This window comes from Chondromyces apiculatus DSM 436, from assembly GCF_000601485.1.
In the GTDB taxonomy this organism is placed as follows: Bacteria; Myxococcota_A; Polyangia; order Polyangiales; family Polyangiaceae; genus Chondromyces; species Chondromyces apiculatus.
The window spans coordinates 101,489-118,663 of sequence record NZ_ASRX01000018.1; the positions used below are offsets into that span (position 1 = coordinate 101,489).

Annotated in this window: 13 protein-coding genes; 6 read left to right on the plus strand and 7 right to left on the minus strand. The window is 70.8% G+C overall.

What is annotated here, in order from left to right; translation table 11 throughout:
- The first annotated feature begins 7 nt into the window (after positions 1 to 7).
- The 4 genes from CAP_RS13655 to CAP_RS13670 all read left to right on the plus strand — a co-directional run bounded on the left by CAP_RS13655 (position 8) and on the right by CAP_RS13670 (position 6,033).
- On the plus strand, positions 8 to 1,321 hold the full coding sequence (locus tag CAP_RS13655) for a zf-TFIIB domain-containing protein (protein ID WP_044240738.1): 1,314 nt from the start codon (positions 8 to 10) through the stop codon (positions 1,319 to 1,321).
- Between the two features lie 130 nt (positions 1,322 to 1,451).
- Complete coding sequence (locus tag CAP_RS13660; RefSeq protein ID WP_044240742.1) at positions 1,452 to 3,323, plus strand: serine/threonine-protein kinase; 1,872 nt, start codon at positions 1,452 to 1,454, stop codon at positions 3,321 to 3,323.
- Between the two features lie 74 nt (positions 3,324 to 3,397).
- Positions 3,398 to 4,387: a type 1 glutamine amidotransferase family protein gene (locus CAP_RS44525; protein WP_052375109.1), complete on the plus strand. Its 990-nt coding sequence runs from the start codon at positions 3,398 to 3,400 to the stop codon at positions 4,385 to 4,387.
- Between the two features lie 335 nt (positions 4,388 to 4,722).
- A complete protein-coding gene (locus CAP_RS13670) occupies positions 4,723 to 6,033 on the plus strand; it encodes a chitinase (protein ID WP_052375112.1) in 1,311 nt (436 codons plus the stop codon).
- Between the two features lie 76 nt (positions 6,034 to 6,109).
- Here the strand turns inward: CAP_RS13670 and CAP_RS13675 are convergent, their stop codons facing one another.
- The 4 genes from CAP_RS13675 to CAP_RS13685 all read right to left on the minus strand — a co-directional run bounded on the left by CAP_RS13675 (position 6,110) and on the right by CAP_RS13685 (position 10,535).
- Positions 6,110 to 7,888, minus strand: a complete 1,779-nt coding sequence (locus CAP_RS13675; RefSeq protein WP_052375114.1) for a hypothetical protein — start codon at positions 7,886 to 7,888, stop codon at positions 6,110 to 6,112.
- Positions 7,866 to 8,192 (minus strand): hypothetical protein, encoded by a 327-nt coding sequence (locus CAP_RS53560; protein WP_231511449.1) that lies wholly within the window; start codon positions 8,190 to 8,192, stop codon positions 7,866 to 7,868. The genes CAP_RS13675 and CAP_RS53560 overlap by 23 nt, the downstream gene beginning before the upstream one ends.
- Before the next feature lie 151 nt (positions 8,193 to 8,343).
- A complete protein-coding gene (locus CAP_RS13680; RefSeq protein ID WP_044240744.1) occupies positions 8,344 to 9,390 on the minus strand; it encodes a hypothetical protein in 1,047 nt (348 codons plus the stop codon).
- Between the two features lie 29 nt (positions 9,391 to 9,419).
- Positions 9,420 to 10,535, minus strand: coding sequence for an esterase/lipase family protein (locus CAP_RS13685; RefSeq protein ID WP_044240746.1), 1,116 nt, complete (start codon positions 10,533 to 10,535; stop codon positions 9,420 to 9,422).
- A gap of 317 nt (positions 10,536 to 10,852) precedes the next feature.
- Here CAP_RS13685 and CAP_RS13690 point away from each other — a divergent pair, with 317 nt between their 5' ends.
- Positions 10,853 to 11,806, plus strand: coding sequence for an SMP-30/gluconolactonase/LRE family protein (locus tag CAP_RS13690; RefSeq protein ID WP_052375120.1), 954 nt, complete (start codon positions 10,853 to 10,855; stop codon positions 11,804 to 11,806).
- Between the two features lie 118 nt (positions 11,807 to 11,924).
- On the opposite strand, the gene CAP_RS13695 is transcribed toward CAP_RS13690, so the two are convergent.
- From CAP_RS13695 to CAP_RS13705, 3 genes are all read right to left on the minus strand, one after another.
- A complete protein-coding gene (locus tag CAP_RS13695) occupies positions 11,925 to 12,944 on the minus strand; it encodes a hypothetical protein (RefSeq protein WP_044240748.1) in 1,020 nt (339 codons plus the stop codon).
- A 309-nt stretch (positions 12,945 to 13,253) separates the two neighbouring features.
- Positions 13,254 to 14,627 carry an NHL repeat-containing protein gene (locus tag CAP_RS13700; RefSeq protein WP_044240750.1) on the minus strand — a complete coding sequence of 458 codons (1,374 nt, stop codon included), beginning with the start codon at positions 14,625 to 14,627 and terminating at the stop codon, positions 13,254 to 13,256.
- Positions 14,624 to 15,292: an NHL repeat-containing protein gene (locus CAP_RS13705; protein WP_156040767.1), complete on the minus strand. Its 669-nt coding sequence runs from the start codon at positions 15,290 to 15,292 to the stop codon at positions 14,624 to 14,626. Before CAP_RS13705 ends, CAP_RS13700 begins: the two co-directional genes overlap by 4 nt.
- Before the next feature lie 959 nt (positions 15,293 to 16,251).
- Here CAP_RS13705 and CAP_RS13710 point away from each other — a divergent pair.
- Complete coding sequence (locus CAP_RS13710) at positions 16,252 to 17,148, plus strand: hypothetical protein (RefSeq protein WP_156040768.1); 897 nt, start codon at positions 16,252 to 16,254, stop codon at positions 17,146 to 17,148.
- The last annotated feature ends 27 nt before the right edge of the window (positions 17,149 to 17,175 follow it).

The following is a 17,175-nucleotide window of genomic DNA, read 5'->3' on the forward strand; positions in this document are numbered from 1 at the left end:
GTGGGCGATGACACCTTCGTTGCTCCCCGACGGCGACGCGCGACCGGGCGAGGACCCGCCGCGTCCCCTGCCCTGCCCGCGCTGTCCGGGGACCCTGCTCGGCGCCCTCGACGTCCCCCCGGCGCCCCGCATCGACGCTTGCCCTTCGTGCCGGGGGATCTGGTGCACCCGCGCGCGGCTCCCGGCGCTGCTCGGGGTGGCGGAGGACCACCCCGGGCTCGCCTGGTACGGCCTCACCCCGACGCGCACCGAGCGCGCCTGCCCCGCGTGCGCCACCGCGACGCTCGATCAGCTCTCGCCCGGTGAGGGCGTCACCCTCGCGCGGTGCACGACGTGCCGCGGGGTGTGGCTCGAAGGCGGGGCGCTACCGCGGCTCAAGGAGGCCCTCGCCGCCCTCGCGCCGGCGACCCTGCGCCCCCGCCCGCGCACCGTGCCGCCGCCGCCGCCGCCCGCGGGCTCCGGAGACGCGGCGGACGACGACGCGGAGGACGGCGACGCGGAAAGCGGCGAGCGCTTCGCGTACGACGTGCCCCTCGTCAACGCGAGCGCCCTCCCGATCGCCCTCGGCGCCTCGCTCCTCGTGGGCGCCACGGGGCTCCGCTTCCTCGTCGAGACCTTCGTCAACATGACCTTCCACGAGCTCGGCCACGCGGCCGTGGCGTGGTTCAGCGGGCGCTACGCGGTGCCGCTGCCCTTCATCACCTTCGCGGTGACCGAGGAGCAGAGCGTCGTGGTCGCGCTCGCCCTCGCCGCGTTCCTCGGCGCGGGGCTCGTCCTCGGCCTGCGCGAGCGCCGCCGTTACCTCGTCTCCCTCGCCGGGGGCGGGCTCCTGCTCCAGGCGTCGCTCACCCTGCTCCTGCCCCAGGCCCTCGTGGAGCGCTGGATCACCTTCGCCGGATGCGCCGGCGAGTTCGTCTTCGGCGCGCTGCTCGTGGTCAGCTTCTACTACCGCCTCCCGGACAGGATGCGCTGGGACTTCTGGCGCTACGTCGCGCTCGCGGTCGGCGCCGCGGCGCTCTCCTGCGCGTTCCTGCGCTGGCACCAGATCGCCGCGAACCTCGCGCTCCTGCCGCTCGGCAGCGCGCTCGGGGGCGCCGAGGACCCCGAGGGGGACATGAACAAGCTCCTCGGCTGGGGGTGGAGCGGGCGGCAGATCGCCCGGACCTATCTGGGCCTCGGGTACGCCTGCCTCACGGTGATCGCAGCCCACTACGGCGTTTTTCTGGCGCGCGCGCGCATGCTCGCGCTGAAGAAAGCACGCACCACCGTGGTCGCGGCGCGTGGCACGGCGCACGGCGCGGCGGAGCGGTCGACGGGCTGACGACGGGCTGACGACGCGCCACGGCTTGACGACGCGCCACGGGCCGACGACGGGCTGATGACGCCGTTCCCCCTGCCCTGCGCTCCGTCTCGCTTCCCGGCGCGTTTCCAGCCTACCATGCGGGCCGCCCATGCAGACCGGAGCCATCGTCGCCGGCCGCTTCGAGATCCTCCGCCACGCCGGCTCCGGGGGAATGGGGGCCGTCTACAAGGCGCGCGACCGCGAGACCGGCCAGGCGGTGGCGCTGAAGGTGCTGCACGGCCACGGCGCAGCGCACGCCGACCGCTTCGCCCGCGAGGCGCAGCTCCTCTCCGAACTCCGTCACCCGGGCATCGTCCGCTTCGTCGGCAGCGGGGTCACCTCCGAGGGCGACGGGTTCATCGTCATGGAGTGGCTGGAAGGAGAGAGCCTCTCCGCCCGGCTCAAGCGCGGTCCGCTCTCCGTGGAGGAGGTGATCCAGCTCGGGGTGCGCGTGGCCGACGCGCTCCGACCCGCCCACGAGCGCGGCATCGTGCACCGCGACCTGAAGCCCCCGAACCTGTTCCTGGAGGGCAGCATCGTGGAGCGGGTGAAGGTGCTCGACTTCGGCATCGCCCGCATCCTGGACCCCGGACAGAAGCTGACCATCACCGGGCAGATGATCGGCACCCCGGGCTACATGTCCCCCGAGCAGGCGCGCGGCGAGCAGGGCGTCGACGTGCGCACCGACGTCTACGCGCTCGGGTGCGTGCTCTACCGCGCCCTCACCGGCAAGCGGCTCTTCGACGGAGAAGACCCGGTCTCGGCCCTGGTCAAGGTGACCCTCGAAGAGCCGCCGCGCGTCAGCGTGCTCCGGCCCGACGTGCCTCCGGCGCTCGACGACCTGGTGGCGCGCATGCTCTCCATCCCCAAGGAGCGGCGCCCCGGCGACGCCACCACGGTGCTCTCCGAGCTGTCGCTGATCGGCGGATTCCGCGAGGGCGCGACGGCGATCGCCCCCTCGACCGCGCAGCGCGCCCTGGGCCCCGCAGGCAGCTTCTCGGCGATGCAGCCATCGAGCTTCTCGCCAGCGCCCCCTCCCCCCGGCGCCGCGCCCGCGTCGTCGGCCATGTCCCCCCCCGCGATGCCCTCCACCTTCGCCACCGACCCCACCCAGGTTGCCGGACCGGGGACCCACGGGCCGCACGCGTCCGGAGGCGTGGCGGGCGTGGCAGGCGTGGCGGGCGTGTCAGGCGTCGCGATCCCCGGGTCCGGCTGGAGCGGAGCGCCCCACACGCTCGCTGCCGGCAGCTACGGCCAGCCCAGCGTGGGCAGCTACGCCCCACCCACCGGGCCGAGCCACGGCTACGCGCCAGGCCCTTACGGCACGCAGTACCCACCTCCCGGCCCCCACCCAGCCGCTCCAGGAGGAGGCGGCAACCGCGCCACGATCTTCGTCCTGCTCGGCGTCATCGGCGCCCTGCTGACCGTGGTGGTCCTCGGCCTGGTGGCCTTCCTCGTCTTCAGCCCGGGGAGCGGAGGCACGTCCCTGCCCGGCGGCATGACCGCCGTCTGCCCCGGAGAGCGGTGCATCGACTTCGAGGTGGAGGACCCCACGCGCGTCGACGCCATCGCCCACCTCCCCGCCATCCGCAAGATCGCCCGCGGCGTCGAGGGCACGTCGGAGCTGGTGATGATGACGGTGATCACCTCCAGCGCCGACGGCACCGTCGACCTCACCAGCCAGCGGCAGTTCATCCAGTACCACTTCCAGAACGCGCGCCGGGACAGCCGCTTCTACCTGTGGCTGAACAATGGCCGCCTGGTCCTGAACCGCGCCTCCGCCCAGCCCACCAACCTGCCCGTCGCCGACCCGAGCTGCTCCATCTCCGCCGTGGTCCGCGCCTCGGGCGCAGGCGGCGGCGGAGACACCACGATCACCCTCATGGATAGCAGCCCCCTCGGCCCGGTCCTCATGATCGCCTCCTCCAAGGGCAGCACCTTCGTCGACCCCAAGAGCTGCGCCCTACGACGGCTGTTTTGAGAGGTCGCCGCCACCAGAAGCATCGCGAGTCAGGCGACTTACTTCCAGGAAAAGACTGGTGTAATTTGGCCTCCATGAAGCGACACCTCCCCCTTTGCCTGGTGCTCCTCACCGCCGCAGCCAGCGCGGCCTCGATGGGTGCCTGCTCGTCCGACAACGGTGGCGACACCGGCGGCAACACCTCGGGAACCCCGGGTGGCACCGGCCCCGGCACGGGCTCCGGCGGCGCCGGCGGGGCGGGCGGCGACACGTCCTCCACGGGCACCAACGGTGAAGGCGGCAGCCTCCTGCCCACCACCACCACCTCCTCGGGAGGCAACGGCACGCCCGAGGTGTGCGACGGTATCGACAACGACAACGACGGCCAGATCGACAACGTCGACGTCGGCAACGACGGCATCTGCGACTGCCTGAGCATCGCCACCCTGGGCGTGAAGGGCAACGCCGGGGTGGGCGACGTGTTCGCCGCCTGGCTGAACGACCGGAGCGACAACGGCGCCGTCAACCTGAACGACGCGGTGCTCACCCCCCAGCTCCTCGCCCCCTACCAGGTGATCGTCGCCCAGAACCTGAGCCAGATCGGGCGCGCCTACAGCGCCGAGGAGATCGCGGCGCTGCAGCAGTGGATCGAGGAGGGCGGCGGCCTGATCACCCTCATCGGCTACGCCAGCCCGCCCGAGCGCACCAACGTGAACAGCCTCCTCGCGCCCTTCAACGTGGGCTACGACGCGCAGCCCATCCTCCCCAAGACCGGCGCCGTCACCATCCCGATCACCGAGTGGACGGCCCACCCGACCACCGTGAACGTGACCGCTGTGGGCTTCGACAACGGCTACGCCGTGAACGGCGACGCCGAGGTGATCGCGACGAAGGAAGGCCTGGTGGTCGCCCGCGCCAAGACCATCGGCGACGGTCACCTCTTCGTGTGGGGCGACGAGTGGATCACCTTCGACAGCGAGTGGGAGTCCCTGCAGAACTACCAGGTCGAGCAGTACTGGCTGAACCTCATCAAGTGGCTCACCCGCGAGACGGAGTGCCAGGTCGACATCCCTGACCCCCAGTGAGTACTGCGTACCCTGGAGCAAGGGCCTGTCGGCCCCTACGCTCCCGATGGTCGCTACCCCCGTTGCCTCGCAGATCGTCACACGAAGACCCGGAACGCAGTTCGGGAGGTGGAGCAACAGCGCTCTCCTCGTGATGACCTGCGCACGCACCAGGTGATCCAGAACAGCGGGGGGCGATTTGCCAGATCGCCGGGGGGTGATTTGCCAGATCGCCGGGGCGCTCTCCGGAGACGCTCCCCACCGCCGCAGACCTGGTTTTCCCGCCCGGAAGCCCGGAAGACCCCCTGGCACATCCCCTGCAATCTCCCGGGGCACCCCCCGCCCCAGGAGATCCGATGCCCGCTTCCAGTCCGCTGACCGCCTCGAAGCCCACCACCCTGCCGCGCCCGGCGAGCGCTCGCCCGACCCTCCTGGGCCGCGTGGCGCGCCACGCATGGCTGCTCGCGGCCGCGGCTTCGTGGATGGGCTGCGCCAGCACGTCGGACGCGGATCCGGAGGAAGACGGCTGCACCTCTCCCGCCACCTGCGAGACCGCCGGCAACGGCGGTAACGGCGGCAGCGGCGGCAGCGGGGCCAGCGGCGGCAACGGCGGCAACGGTGGCAACGGTGGCAACGGCGGCAGCGGCGGCAACGGCGGCAGCGGCGGCAGCGGCGGCAGCACCGGCTTCGCGGAGCACGCGCTGATCGGCTACTGGCACAACTTCACCAACCCGAGCGGTTGCCCCATCCCGCTCTCGCAGGTCTCCGACGACTGGGACGTCATCGTCGTCGCCTTTGCCGACAACGATCCGCAGAGCAACGGGACCGTGCACTTCAACCCGTTCCCGGGCGGCGGGAGCTGCGCGGCGATCGGCGCCGATCAGCTCAAGGCCGACATCGCGGCCAAGCAGGCGGAGGGCAAGATCGTCGCCCTCTCGCTCGGGGGCGCGGAAGGCACCATCACCCTCAACACCGACGCGGACCAGCAGAACTTCGTCAGCAGCTTGACCGACATCCTCGACGCGTGGGGGTTCGACGGCATCGACGTGGACCTGGAGAGTGGCTCGGGGCTGGTGCACGGCGCGCAGATCCAGAGCAGGCTCGTCCCCGCCATCAAGGCCATCAACCAGAACGTCGGCGGCGATCTCTACCTCTCCATGGCGCCCGAGCACCCCTACGTGCAGGGAGGCGTGGTCGCGTACTCCAGCATCTGGGGCGCGTACCTGCCCATCATCGACGGCCTGCGCGACGAGCTCGATCTGCTCCACGTCCAGCTCTACAACAACAGCAGCGTCCCCACCCCGAACACGCCCGAGTACCAGAACGGCAAGCTCTTCGCCGAGGGCACCGTCGACAACCTGGTCGTGTCGGCCACCATGCTCATCGAGGGCTTCACCACCGCGGGCGGCGTCCCCTTCCAGGGCCTGCCGGCGAGCAAGGTCGCCTTCGGCCTCCCCTCGGGGCAGAGCGCCTCCAACTCGCCCGTGACGAGCCCCGAGACCATCGGGCGCGCGTTCCGCTGCCTCACCGAGGGCACGGACTGCGGTGAGCACGTGCCCTCGGCGCTCTACCCCGACTTCCGGGGCGTCATGACCTGGTCCATCAACTGGGACCGCCACGACGGCTTCCCCTTCTCGCAGCCCGTCGCCGCCTTCCTCCACCCGTAGCCCCTGCGGGCCCCCGTAGCCCCCCGCGGGCACGCGCAGGCCCCCACCACGCACCCGCGGGCGCCCCCCCTCGGCGTCAGCCTTGCTCGCCGGAGCAGGTGATGAACTGGGTCGCCCCGGCCTCCACGTCCGCCTTGCCCACGAACCGGATCATCCGCCGCTCCGTGGAGGGGCACGTCTGCACGAGCGCGGGATCGCCCACGGGCTTCGCCGTCGTCGCGTCCACGTAGCACCAGCCGTTCACGTCGTTCCCGCCGTCCTGCACCGGCTCGTCGAGATCTGTCTGGCAGGCGGTCAGCTCGGTGCCCGCGAGCTGCACGACCTCGCAGAGGCAGTCCCACCCGGCCGTGTCCGCGAGCGCGTCCTCGGCGATGACCGCCCGCACCGCGTCGTTGTCTTCGGTCACCTCGCGGCGACCCGTGGCCCCGTCGCAGGTGCACGCCCCGCCCGAGTTGCGCGCTTCGATCACCAGGCACGAGACCTGTCCACCCTCGCCTGGCTGGAGCGACCGCGGCAAGCACTGGCCCACGAGGGCCACCTTCAGCCGCTCGATGATCGCGCCGATGGTGGGCCTGTACCCGAAGTCCGCCGCCTCCGGATCGTCGAGCTGGGCCGGGCACACCGAGCCCACGATGCCCTGCGTGTCCAGGCTGCGGATCACCTCCAGCTCCCGCAGCCCGGGGAACGCCTTGGCGCGCGTCTGCAGCGTCCTCGCTCCGCTGCCGGGATCCACGTCGCAGAGCGGAATGTCCGGGCTCTTCTGGCAATCGCACCCCGGCGTGCCGCTCACGGAGCAGTCCTTCGCCACGGTCAGGGGGAAGACGCAGGCGAACTGCAGGTCGTCCTTCTTGGGGATGGTCCACTCCGTCCCGTTGATGGCGTTGGGCGTCGCGCCCGGCGCGGAGAGGGCCACGTCGAGGATGGGGTTCGTGCCCGCCCGCGGTTCGAGCGACTCCCGCATGAACGGGTCCGCCGGCGGCACGTGCTCCCCGGGGTTGCCGAGGATCACCTCCCAGGTGCTGGCGAAGCTCCCCACGGGCGCGGACAGCTCGTCGGAGTTCTTCACCCCGGCGCCGGGGTTCGCCGGATCGCGCGCGATGTCCTGCCAGGGGACGCCCACGATGCCCGCGAAGAAGACCAGGCTCGGATCGCGGACGTTGACGCGCCCGTCACCGCCCCCGAGGTCGCTGAAGAGGGGGTTGTCGACCAGCTCTCCCTTGCGGTTCTGGATCTGGCGGCTGGTGAGGGCCTTGGTGTAGCGGTCCACCGGGTAGAGGAAGTCCACGCCGAAGCGGCGCTTCTGCTCGAAGCAGCGCAGGTTCGCCGGGTCCTCCTCTTCCTCCAGCCCGAGCACGGGCTTCGTGCTGTCCCCGTTCGGGTAGCAGGTGGGGTCCACGGGGCACTCCCCGCGCTCCTGCAGGCAGGACTTGCAGCAGGGATGGCTCGGGTCCACCGCGCACTCGGCGCGCGGGCGCGGCATCCGCCCGCCGTCGGCGATGATGACGTTGTCCCTGCCCTCCCGCATGGAGCAGTCGTTCTCGTCGCTCAGCATGAGGATGGCCAGCAGCGAGTCGGGCCGCAGGAAGTCGGCGCGCTGCCCGAGCAAGGCGTCGTCCTTCCCTTCCAGCGTCGCCCAGCCGTCCTTCACCATGATGGAGGTGTACGGCTCCGGATCGACGAGGAAGCGGTACCAGCTCTCGAACTGCGCCTCGTAGCCGCACCCCGACTGCCCCACTCCCCTCACCATCTCGGTCAGCGTCGGCAGGAGCGCCGTGTCGTTGGCGTCGGCATCCGTGGGCGTCCGGAGATCCGCCTCGCCGCCGTACTTCTGCTCAGGGATCGGTGGGGTCGACACAGGGCGGGTTCACCAGCCCCTCCACCAGGTCCGGCACGGCGAGGGCCAGGATGTCCTGCTTGTCGGCCATGGAGATCGAGTTGTCGATCGCCAGCAGGATGTCGATCTTGTCGACCGCGCTCTGGGTGAGCCGCTCCACGATGGTGGTGGTCGTCCTCGGCTCCAGGGTCTCGATGGGGCGCTGCAGGCACCCGAAGGTGCCCACGGTCGCCAGAGCCGCCATCACGGAGAGTAGAAACCGGGCTGCAACGGGCCTCGCGGCGTGGAGGCGGGGGCGCTGCCGGTCATGTGTGTTCCGCACCATGGCTGGTCCTCCTGCGTGGGCGTGGATCGCCAGCCAGACCGAGGACCGGTCTCCTGGCAGACCCAACCCTGGGTGCGTGGAGGCATCCCCGTCGCGCCATCACAGAAAATTGAAGAAGTGGATCTCCCACCCCGGACGCCAGGCGCAGACCTCAGTTCCGGCCCCACTTGCGGGGCTGCTTGAACCGAAAGAAGCCGCTGGCCTCCTCGCTGGCGATCACCTCGGCCTCCTCGCCGAAGGTGCGCTCCCGCAGCCGCCGCAGCGCCACCTCCAGCGCGTTCCCCGAGTTCTTCGCCGCGAGCGCGTCCCGCTCTGCCTGGTAGCGCTGCCCGACATCCCAGCGGCTGTCCCGCGCCTGGTCCAGCGCGTCCCACCGCCCGAGCGCCTCCGCGTCGAGTCCCATCCCCTCACGCAGGCTCCGCAGCGCCGCGGCGCGCTCCGCCGCCGACATCGCTCCGAGGTCCTCCTGGATGGAGGGCAGGTCCAGGAACTGGTTCATCGCCTCCTGCTGGTGGCGGGCCAGGTTCGCGTCGGCCTTCTCGCCGTGGGTGTCCTTCAGCGCCTGCTCGTAGGCCGAAAGCTTCTCCTGGAAGCCCGCCTGCTCGTCCGCGTCGATCGCCGCGAGCCTGTCGCGCATCTCCTGATGCTTCAGCTCCGGCGCCCAGAGGCTCTTCGCCCTCTCCTCCCCGAACAGCTCCTTGCGCTTCTCCCACAGCGCCTCGCGCCGCTCCTCCGCGCTCAGTCCCTGCATCGACGGCTCGTTTTCGCGGATCCACGTCTCGTACGCCACCCGCTGGTCCAGCAGCGCCGCGAGCTCCGCATAGCGCTCCGGAAAGTTCACCCGCAGGAAGGCCAGGAGTTCCTCGCGCCAGGTCCCGGGGCTGCGCTCCTGGAAGTACCGCATCAGGTTCTCCAGCATGTGCATCTGGATGGACGGATGCGAAAGCCGGGCGCCGTACTTGTCCCGCATCGCGCTGGCGAGCGCCTCGTGGCCCTGGCCGGGCCGCTCCCCGGCCGCGCCGCCCGGCGCCCGCGCCGCGGAGGTCCCCTCCTGACCGGGCCCCGCAGAGGCGCCCGGAGACGCCCCCGCGGCCGGGGTGTCCGCCCGAGGGGAACGGGAGAGGAGGCTCAGGGCAACGCCGAGCGCGAGAAGCCCCGCCGCGGCGCCGCCCACCACCTTCCTGTTCCACGTCCCCATCGGTCAGCCTCTCTCCTGGTCCGCGCCTCTCAGTCGTACTGGCCGATGTACTCGAAGATGGCGGCGTAGAACTCGTTCTCGTCGAACGTGTCGGGACCGACGCCGATCACGTCGATGTGATCCTGGTTGACCACGCTCGACGACGAGGTCATCTGCGCGCTGGTCGGCGCGTTGAGGTCCCCCGAGTAGGCCACGTTCGAGTCGTTGGTCACCGTGTCCAGCACCCCGAGGATCTCGGTGTACCGCAGCCGGTATCCCATCTGCTGCGAGTTGATCCCGACCAGCCCGTCGTCATCGCTCTCGTACCGGGTCCCGTCGCCCTTGCCCGCGGCCCCGTCGTTGTCGCAATCGCCGACGCAGTACCCGTCGCCGTCGATGTCGAGGAACGACCCCTGGAGCAGGAAGAACGCCGGGTTCACGCTGATGCCGTGCTGCGCCGTCATCAGCGAGACGTGGCGCGCCGCGGTGGAGGTGCTGATCGGGTAGGTCACGTTGAACGCCTTCGCGCCCGTGGTCACCCCGTCGCTCGCGCTGAAATCGTCGAACACGAGCTGCTTGCCCGCGCTCACGATGTCGTTCCCCGGCTGGTACACGCTGTCGCCGAAGTAGTTGGCGAACGCGCTGACCACGCTGGTCACCCCCGGCCCCAGGCCGAGGATGTGCTTCGCGGTCGGCGAGCCCCGGTGCGGCGAGGAGATGCTGAGCAGCACCTTCACCGCCGCGTACCCCTTGCGCTGCTTCAGGAGCTTCGCCGCCTTGCGGATGTCGAAGCCGCCCTGCGAGTGCCCGACCAGGTTCACGTAGCTCGCGCCCGCCGTGGCCATGAAGCTCTCGGTATCGTTCGCCAGATCCAGCCCGCGCACCTCCGAGTTGTGGAAGGGCTGCACCTGGGCGACGAAGGCCTTCTGCCCCCGGTCGACATCGCCATTGCAGTACACCTCCAACAATTCGTCACAGGGGTCGCCGACGAAGGTGCCGTAATCATCGCCCCAGTACTCCACGCCGAGAATGTTGTCGAAGCCGGCCATCCCGTGGGCGAACACCACCGGGTACGTCGTCTTCTGCGCGCCTGCCCAGGCCGGAGCAGCGACCCCGATCGTGGCCGCCACCGTCGCCATCAGGAGACATGTATCCTTGAGCCTCATCCGATCTCCTCGCGACCGATGTGGCGGCCGCGATGCCATGAAGACGAAGCTGTCGCTTCGCGTCAAGACACCCACTGCACGCGCACTGCACGCGCACGGCGTCCCGGTCGTGCCGCAGTGCGTCCAGCATGGCCTGCTTCCGCGTCACCGTTCGCCGCCACGGCACTTGGCCGTTGATGCGCGACGCACGGCGGTCGTGGACAGCACGGAGGAGCGACGAAGGACACGCGAGGCTCGTCCCGCGCGGACGCGTTCTGCCCCGCCGCGTCGTTCATGGCCTCCCTCACGGGCCCGAGATCGGCTGCTACGCTTCACGCATGCGGTCGTTATCCATCCACGTTGCGCTCTCGTCATCGCTGCTCTTCCCTGCCTGCGCCAGGGGCTACAACGACATCTCGGACCACCCCGGCGCTGACCCGAACGACCTCCCGGGCCTCGCCGGCGCGGACCCCCTCGCGGACGCTCCACCCGTCGTCGAGATCGGGAGTGGTTACCAGTTCACCGAAGGCACCTGCTGGTTCGCCTCCGAGGGCATTCTCCGCTTCACGGACATCCCTGCGAGTCGCATTCATCAGCGCGACCCCCAGGGCACCATTGCCCTGTTCCGGGAGCCCTCCGGCCAGACCAACGGAATCGCCGTGACCCCCGAGGGCGCCCTGGTCGCCTGCGAGGGCGAGAATCGCCAGCTCACCCTCTCCACCGCGGGCGGCCCCCCGGAGATCATCGCCGCCTCCCACGGCGGCGCGCGCTTCAACTCCCCGAACGACGTCATCGTCCGCGGCGACGGCACCCTGTACTTCACCGACCCCACCTACGGCCTCGACCTCCACGGCGGCCAGCAGGAGATGGCGTTCCAGGGCGTGTACCGCGTCACCCCCGCCCGCGAGGTGCACCTGGTGAGCGACGCCTTCGCGCAGCCCAACGGCATCGCCCTCTCCCCGGACGAACGCACCCTCTACGTCACCGACACCGAGGAGGACGCCCTCTACACCTTCGCCCTGCACCCCGACGGCTCCACCGGCCCCCGGGAGAAGCTCTGCGACACCCTCCCGAGCCCAGACGGCATGGCCGTCGACGACGCCGGCAACCTCTACCTCACCACCGAGCCCGGCGTGCAGGTGCTGCGCCCCGACGGCACCGAGCTGGGCTTGATCCCCGTCCCCCAGGTGTCCACCAACTGCGCCTTCGGCGGCGCCGACCGGCGCACGCTCTACATCAGCGCGCAGACCTCCCTCTACGAGGTCCCCCTGAGCATCCCCGGCAAGCCCTGACGCCCCGCGCGCCCGCGACGGCGCGACGGCGCGACGGCGCGACGGCGCGACGGCGCGACGGCCTACCGACCACCCCCACCCCCACCCCCTGACCGCCCCGCGGAGCGCGCAGAGCCCCTCAGCGCCCGAAGCGGGAGCCGCCCGGAGACGAGCCCAGGCCTCGCCCCGAAGACGAGCCCCACCCGTGCCCGCCGCTGGACGAGCCCCATGAGTGCGGCGAGCCCCACGTGTCCGTCGCCGACCTCCTCCGCCAGGGTCCCCAGGGCGCGAAGAACTCCGAGCCCTCGCTCTCCTCGCCCGCATCCACGTACGCCTGCGGCGCTCGCGGCGTGCCGTGCCGGAGCAGGAGGTGCAGCGTCGCGCTCCGCGAGAACGTGTCCTCTGCGACCTTGCGCCGCACCACGTCGACGCTCAGCTCCACCTCGTGCCCCGACGGCCACCCCCAGGCCACCACCGTGTGCGACGCGCTTTCCCTGGCACACGCCGCCGGATCCTTGCCGCAGTCCGCGGGAATCTCGCCCTTGCGGTACGTGGCCGCGCCGTACTTCTGCGCGAGCTTGCCCTCGTGGGCGCGCAGGCGCTCTTCAAGCTGGGCGGCCGTGGCGCGCGGCTGCTTCGCGGCGAGGTCGATGGTGCAGAGCGCCCCCGCACAGAAGTCGAGCTGCGCCGTGGTGGGCGCGCCCAGATCCTCGGGCACCCCGCTGCACCCATACGAGGTCTGCGAGCGCGCCTGCCATGCATGCCCCGCGGCCGTGCACACCTTCACGGCCTCCTCCACGCTCCACCCTAGCCGGAACCCTCCCACCTCCTGCGGCACCTCCGAGGTGGCGCGACGCGCCGCGACCGGCAACCTCACCTCCCCTGCCGCCAGGGCCGTCCCTTCCCTGCAGGCAGTGCCCTGGTACTGTCCGCTGCTGCAGAAGTAGACCCTGCCCTGGCACTCTGCCACCCAGGTCGACGCGGTGAACCCCTGGCTGTCGCGAATGACGATGTCCTCCGGCGCGCACCCGATGCGGCCCGAAGAGACACTGCGCAGGTAGCCGTTCGTGCCCCCGCCGATACACCCAGCCGTGGCTGCGCCGAGAACGCCGAGGGCGAGGACAGAGAGCAGGAGGGTCGGTCGTACGTGGATGGCCATGGGATCCTCTCGTGCAGCGCGGGGCTGCGCAGGGGGGTGGGGACGTCGCCGAAGGTCTCGGAGCGTCTCGGGGCCTCTCCGAAGGACTCGGAGCGCCTCGGGGCCTCTCCACGCAAGGGCGGGGCCAGCGCTCCGGAGGAAGCCGGGAGGGGTGCAGGCGGAGCGACCTGGCGCTGAAACCAGGGGAAATCGCCACCTCCCCCAGGTGACAGGCCCGCAGGTCCCCGCAGCGCCCGTCGATGCCGGTTGCGCAGGAGTCGCGCAAGTCGTCCCCGTCTCGCGCGAGCTGCCGCCCGGACACGCGAGGCGTCAGGGAAGTAGCCTCGCCACGTAGATGTCGCTGGAAGAGGCCACCGTGTCGCTGAACCCGGCGCTGGTCAGGGTGTGGTCGCCGAGTTCCAGGTTCCCCGTGAAGCTCCCGGTCAGGAAAGCGTTGCCCGCGTGGTCGAAGGCGACGCCCGTGGCGATCGCTTCCCACACCTGCCCGTTGGAGAGCTGCCACTCCAGGGCGCCATCGCCGTCGTGCCTCGCCACGACCATCTCGCGGCCTGCCCTGGTGAACCTGTATCCCACGGCAATGCTGTTGCCCTCTGCGTCCACGGCCAGGTCCTGCGGGATGCCGCCGAAATCGTGAGCCCAGCGTGGGATGCCGCTCGGATCGAAGCGCACCACCATGGACAGCATGCCGTGGTCTCCGACAAAGAGCGGTGTGCCGAGAGGGTCTTCCTGCGTGAAGAGGCCCAGGGCGCTGAGGTCGCCTTGCGCATCGATCGCTAGCTCCTGCAAGGTGTCGAGGCCTGGACCGCCGAACGTCCTGCGCCACTGCATCGCGCCGTCCGGATCGAGCTTCATCAGGAGCGCGTCTCGGGTATTGCTGTCCACGGGCGCAGAGCGGTCCGCCGTCGTCGCGTCGTCGATGCTGCCGGCGACCAGCAGGTTACTTGCATCATCGACCGCGACCGCGGTGGCGCCATCGTTCCCAGGGCCACCGAAGCTCACGCTCCAGAGGGTGTTGCCTTCGGGATCGAGCTTCACCACCAGGCCGTCGTGCGCGCCCACGAGGCTGCCCACGCTGGTGAGTGAGCCTCGGCCGAGGTCGATGGTGCCCTCGAAGGAGCCCACGAGGATGGTGTGGCCCATGTGATCCACGGCGACGTCGAAGAGGTTGATCCGCGCGTCTCCGCCCAGCCGGCGGCTCCACAGGATCAGGCCGTTGGCGTCGAAGCGCGCCACGAACACATCGGACTCGCCGATGGGTGGGTGAGGCCCGTCGCCGAAATCGAGGATCTCGCGGGCAGCTCCAGCGAGGGTGAGCCGGCCCTCGTCGTCGATCCGGAGGCGCTCCAGCTTCGCCCTCGCCTCCGGGAAGCTCCTGCTCCAGAGAGGATGGCCGCTGGTGTCGAGCTTCACGAAGAGCGGGACATATGAGCCCGTGGTGACCGTCCCGTCGCCTGCGGTGACCGCCTCCGAGGTGAGCCCCGCGAGGATGGCGTTCCCCTCGGCGTCGGTCACGACGGAAGCGCCATGGTCCGTGAAATAGGAGCCGACGCGCTGGACCCACTCCACCGTCGCACAGCATGCGGCGTCGGCCGCCTGGTCCGACGCCGGCGCCTCCTCCCCACCGCATGCTGCAAGGACCAAGAAGAGGGGGAGCGATGCCCGCAAGGAGGCACAGGCGTTCATGGCGCCAACCTCGCCACGTAGATGTCGCTGCGCTCGCGATCCGGCTGGCCGCTGGAGCCGGCGCTGGTCAGGGTATGGCTACCGAACTCCAGGTCCCCGCTGAAGGTGCCGGTGATGAACACGTTGCCCGCGGCGTCGATCGCCACGCCATCCGCCCAGGCGTACTCCTCGTCCGCGCTGTCGAGTTGCCACTGCAGGTCTCCGTCGGCATCGAGCTTCGCCGCGAGCAGGGTCCAGTTCGGCCAGGAGGTGCTGGACGACCCGAACCCCACGACCACGCTGTTTCCTTCGGCGTCCACCGCGACGTCGACCGCCGCGCGCTCCCCGAAGAGGTGGGACCACCGAGGGTCGCCGCCCGCGTCGAAGTGGACCACCTCGAGGCTCATGCCGTCGGTCCTCCCGGTGGAAATACCGCCTCCCCCCGACGGGGTCGTGGTGCTGGCGAGGGTGATCTCACCCCTCCCGTCGAACGCCAGCGCCCGTATGCCGCCTGAGTCCTCGTCCTGAGTGCCGAAGCGCTCGGCCCACGACACCGTCGCGCAGCATCCCGGCTCCGCGCCAGCCTCCCGCCCCTCCACCTCGCCCCCCCGCAAGCAGCGACGGTCACGAGCAGCGATAACGCCATCCAGGAAGCACACACCGCGCTCCTGCAGCCACGCTTGCACGGCTCGACGACCATCGTTCTTCCTCCACGCTCACCCGGGTGCAGGCCACGGCCGTCCCGAGAGGGGCCCAGTAGAGCAGCCGGAGATGGGCCCGTCACGATTCCCGGGTTGCTTCGTGCCGATTCCGGGCTGGACGATTGGCGCGGCGGGCCCTGCCCCCGCCGACTGCCGTCACGGCTCCTCCCCCCGCCGCAGCGCTGCCGACGGCCGACGACGACACCACTTCTGCCGCCGAAGTCATGGCGTCGGACGACGACGACACCCCTTCCTCCGCCCCACCCCCGGCCACGCCTCCCCTCCGCCTCACTTCCCGGCCCAACGTCATGGCCTGCAGCCCGACGACACCACCGCCGCCGCCGAAGTCATGGCGTCGGACGACGACGACACCACCTCCGCCGCCGAAGTCCCGCCCTCGGCCCCGGAGGACGGCACCTCTGCCGGCCACATCGAGGCCAGGGATGGCCGTCGACCACGCTCCTGCCAGCGCGGATCCCTCCCGCAGCCGCCGACGGCCCTGCTCGGAGCCCGGAAGCGCCGGCCGCGGGCCTCCGGCGATCGCTCTGGTTTCGACAGCGCTACCCTCGGCCGACGACGACACCACTTCCGCCGCCGAAGTCATGGCCTCGGCCGCCGAAGACACCACTTCGACGCCCCGGGAGCCCTGGTGCGCCTTCCGCGGGCCACGCTGCACCCCGCGGAGGTGGTGCCGCGTGAGAGCGTCACCCACATTGCGACGCAGCGAAGCGATAACGCGCAAGAGTGATGCCATCGTTCGCAGTTCCGCAGTGCGCCTCTCGCCAGTTCCGCGGCGCACCCCGACTCCCGCATCCACTGTGGCTGGAAACGCATGATCGATTCGATTTCGCTGGCGCCTCCGTTCCGGATGATTATCCGTATTCGCGCGCTCACTGGATGGGCGCACCGTTTCCCCTGCCCTCGTTCGCGCTGGAGGAATGCCCGTGACCATCAAGACCTTAAACGCCGAGATGGCGTTGCTGACGCTCTTCCCTCACGTCACCTACACGCTGGAGCGCCTCAAGGCCCACCCCCTGGGCGCCCCCCACGTCGCCACCTTCCAGGAGCTGCGCGACAGGGGCCTGCAGATCCTCACCACCGAGCTGGCCGTCACCGACGCTCAGGCCGGCGCGCAGGCGCAGGTCGACATCGCCGACGACAGGCTCGACGCATTCGCGAGCCTCGTCTCGAAGGCGGTGCTCACCCTCACCAGCGAGTCGCGGGAGCACCTCCTCTACACGCACTACTTCGGGAGCAAGACGCTCAGCGATTTCAAGCGGCCGGTGCTCGGCGAGCAGCTCGTGAAGATGCGGGGGTGGCTCTCGTCGTTCGAGACGAGCCCGCACCCTTCGCTGCAAGCGCTCGCGCCGGAGCTGACGCAGCTCGTCGCGCAGGCCGACGCCGCCACGAATGCGCGGGAAGCCGCGCGGCAGCAGAACCGCATCTTCCGGGACGTGGGCCTGCGGCGGCAATGGGTGAACGACCTCAACGCGGTCCGCAAGGAGGTGCACGGCGCCCTGTCGAAGGTGATGCACCAGCACACGGGGCTTCCCCCGGGCTTCGCCGACAGCTTCTTCGCCCGGGAGCGCAAGCGTCCGAAGGCCGGCGAGGTGGAGACGATGGACGCGCTGCTGGCCTTGAAGGCGTCGCTGCAGGGCGAGCTGCTGGAGGTGGAGGAGCGGATGGCGTCACTGCAGGAAGCCGAAGAAGCGGAGCGGCAAGCGGCCGACGCGCGCGCGGCCGAGGAGGCGGAACTCGTGGAGATCGACAAGGCCGTGGCGGCGCTGGAGAAGAAGCGGAAGGCGCTGCGAGAGAAGCTGGAGGAAGAGGCGCAGGGCTGACGCTCACCTTCAGCGGCTGGCGCTCTC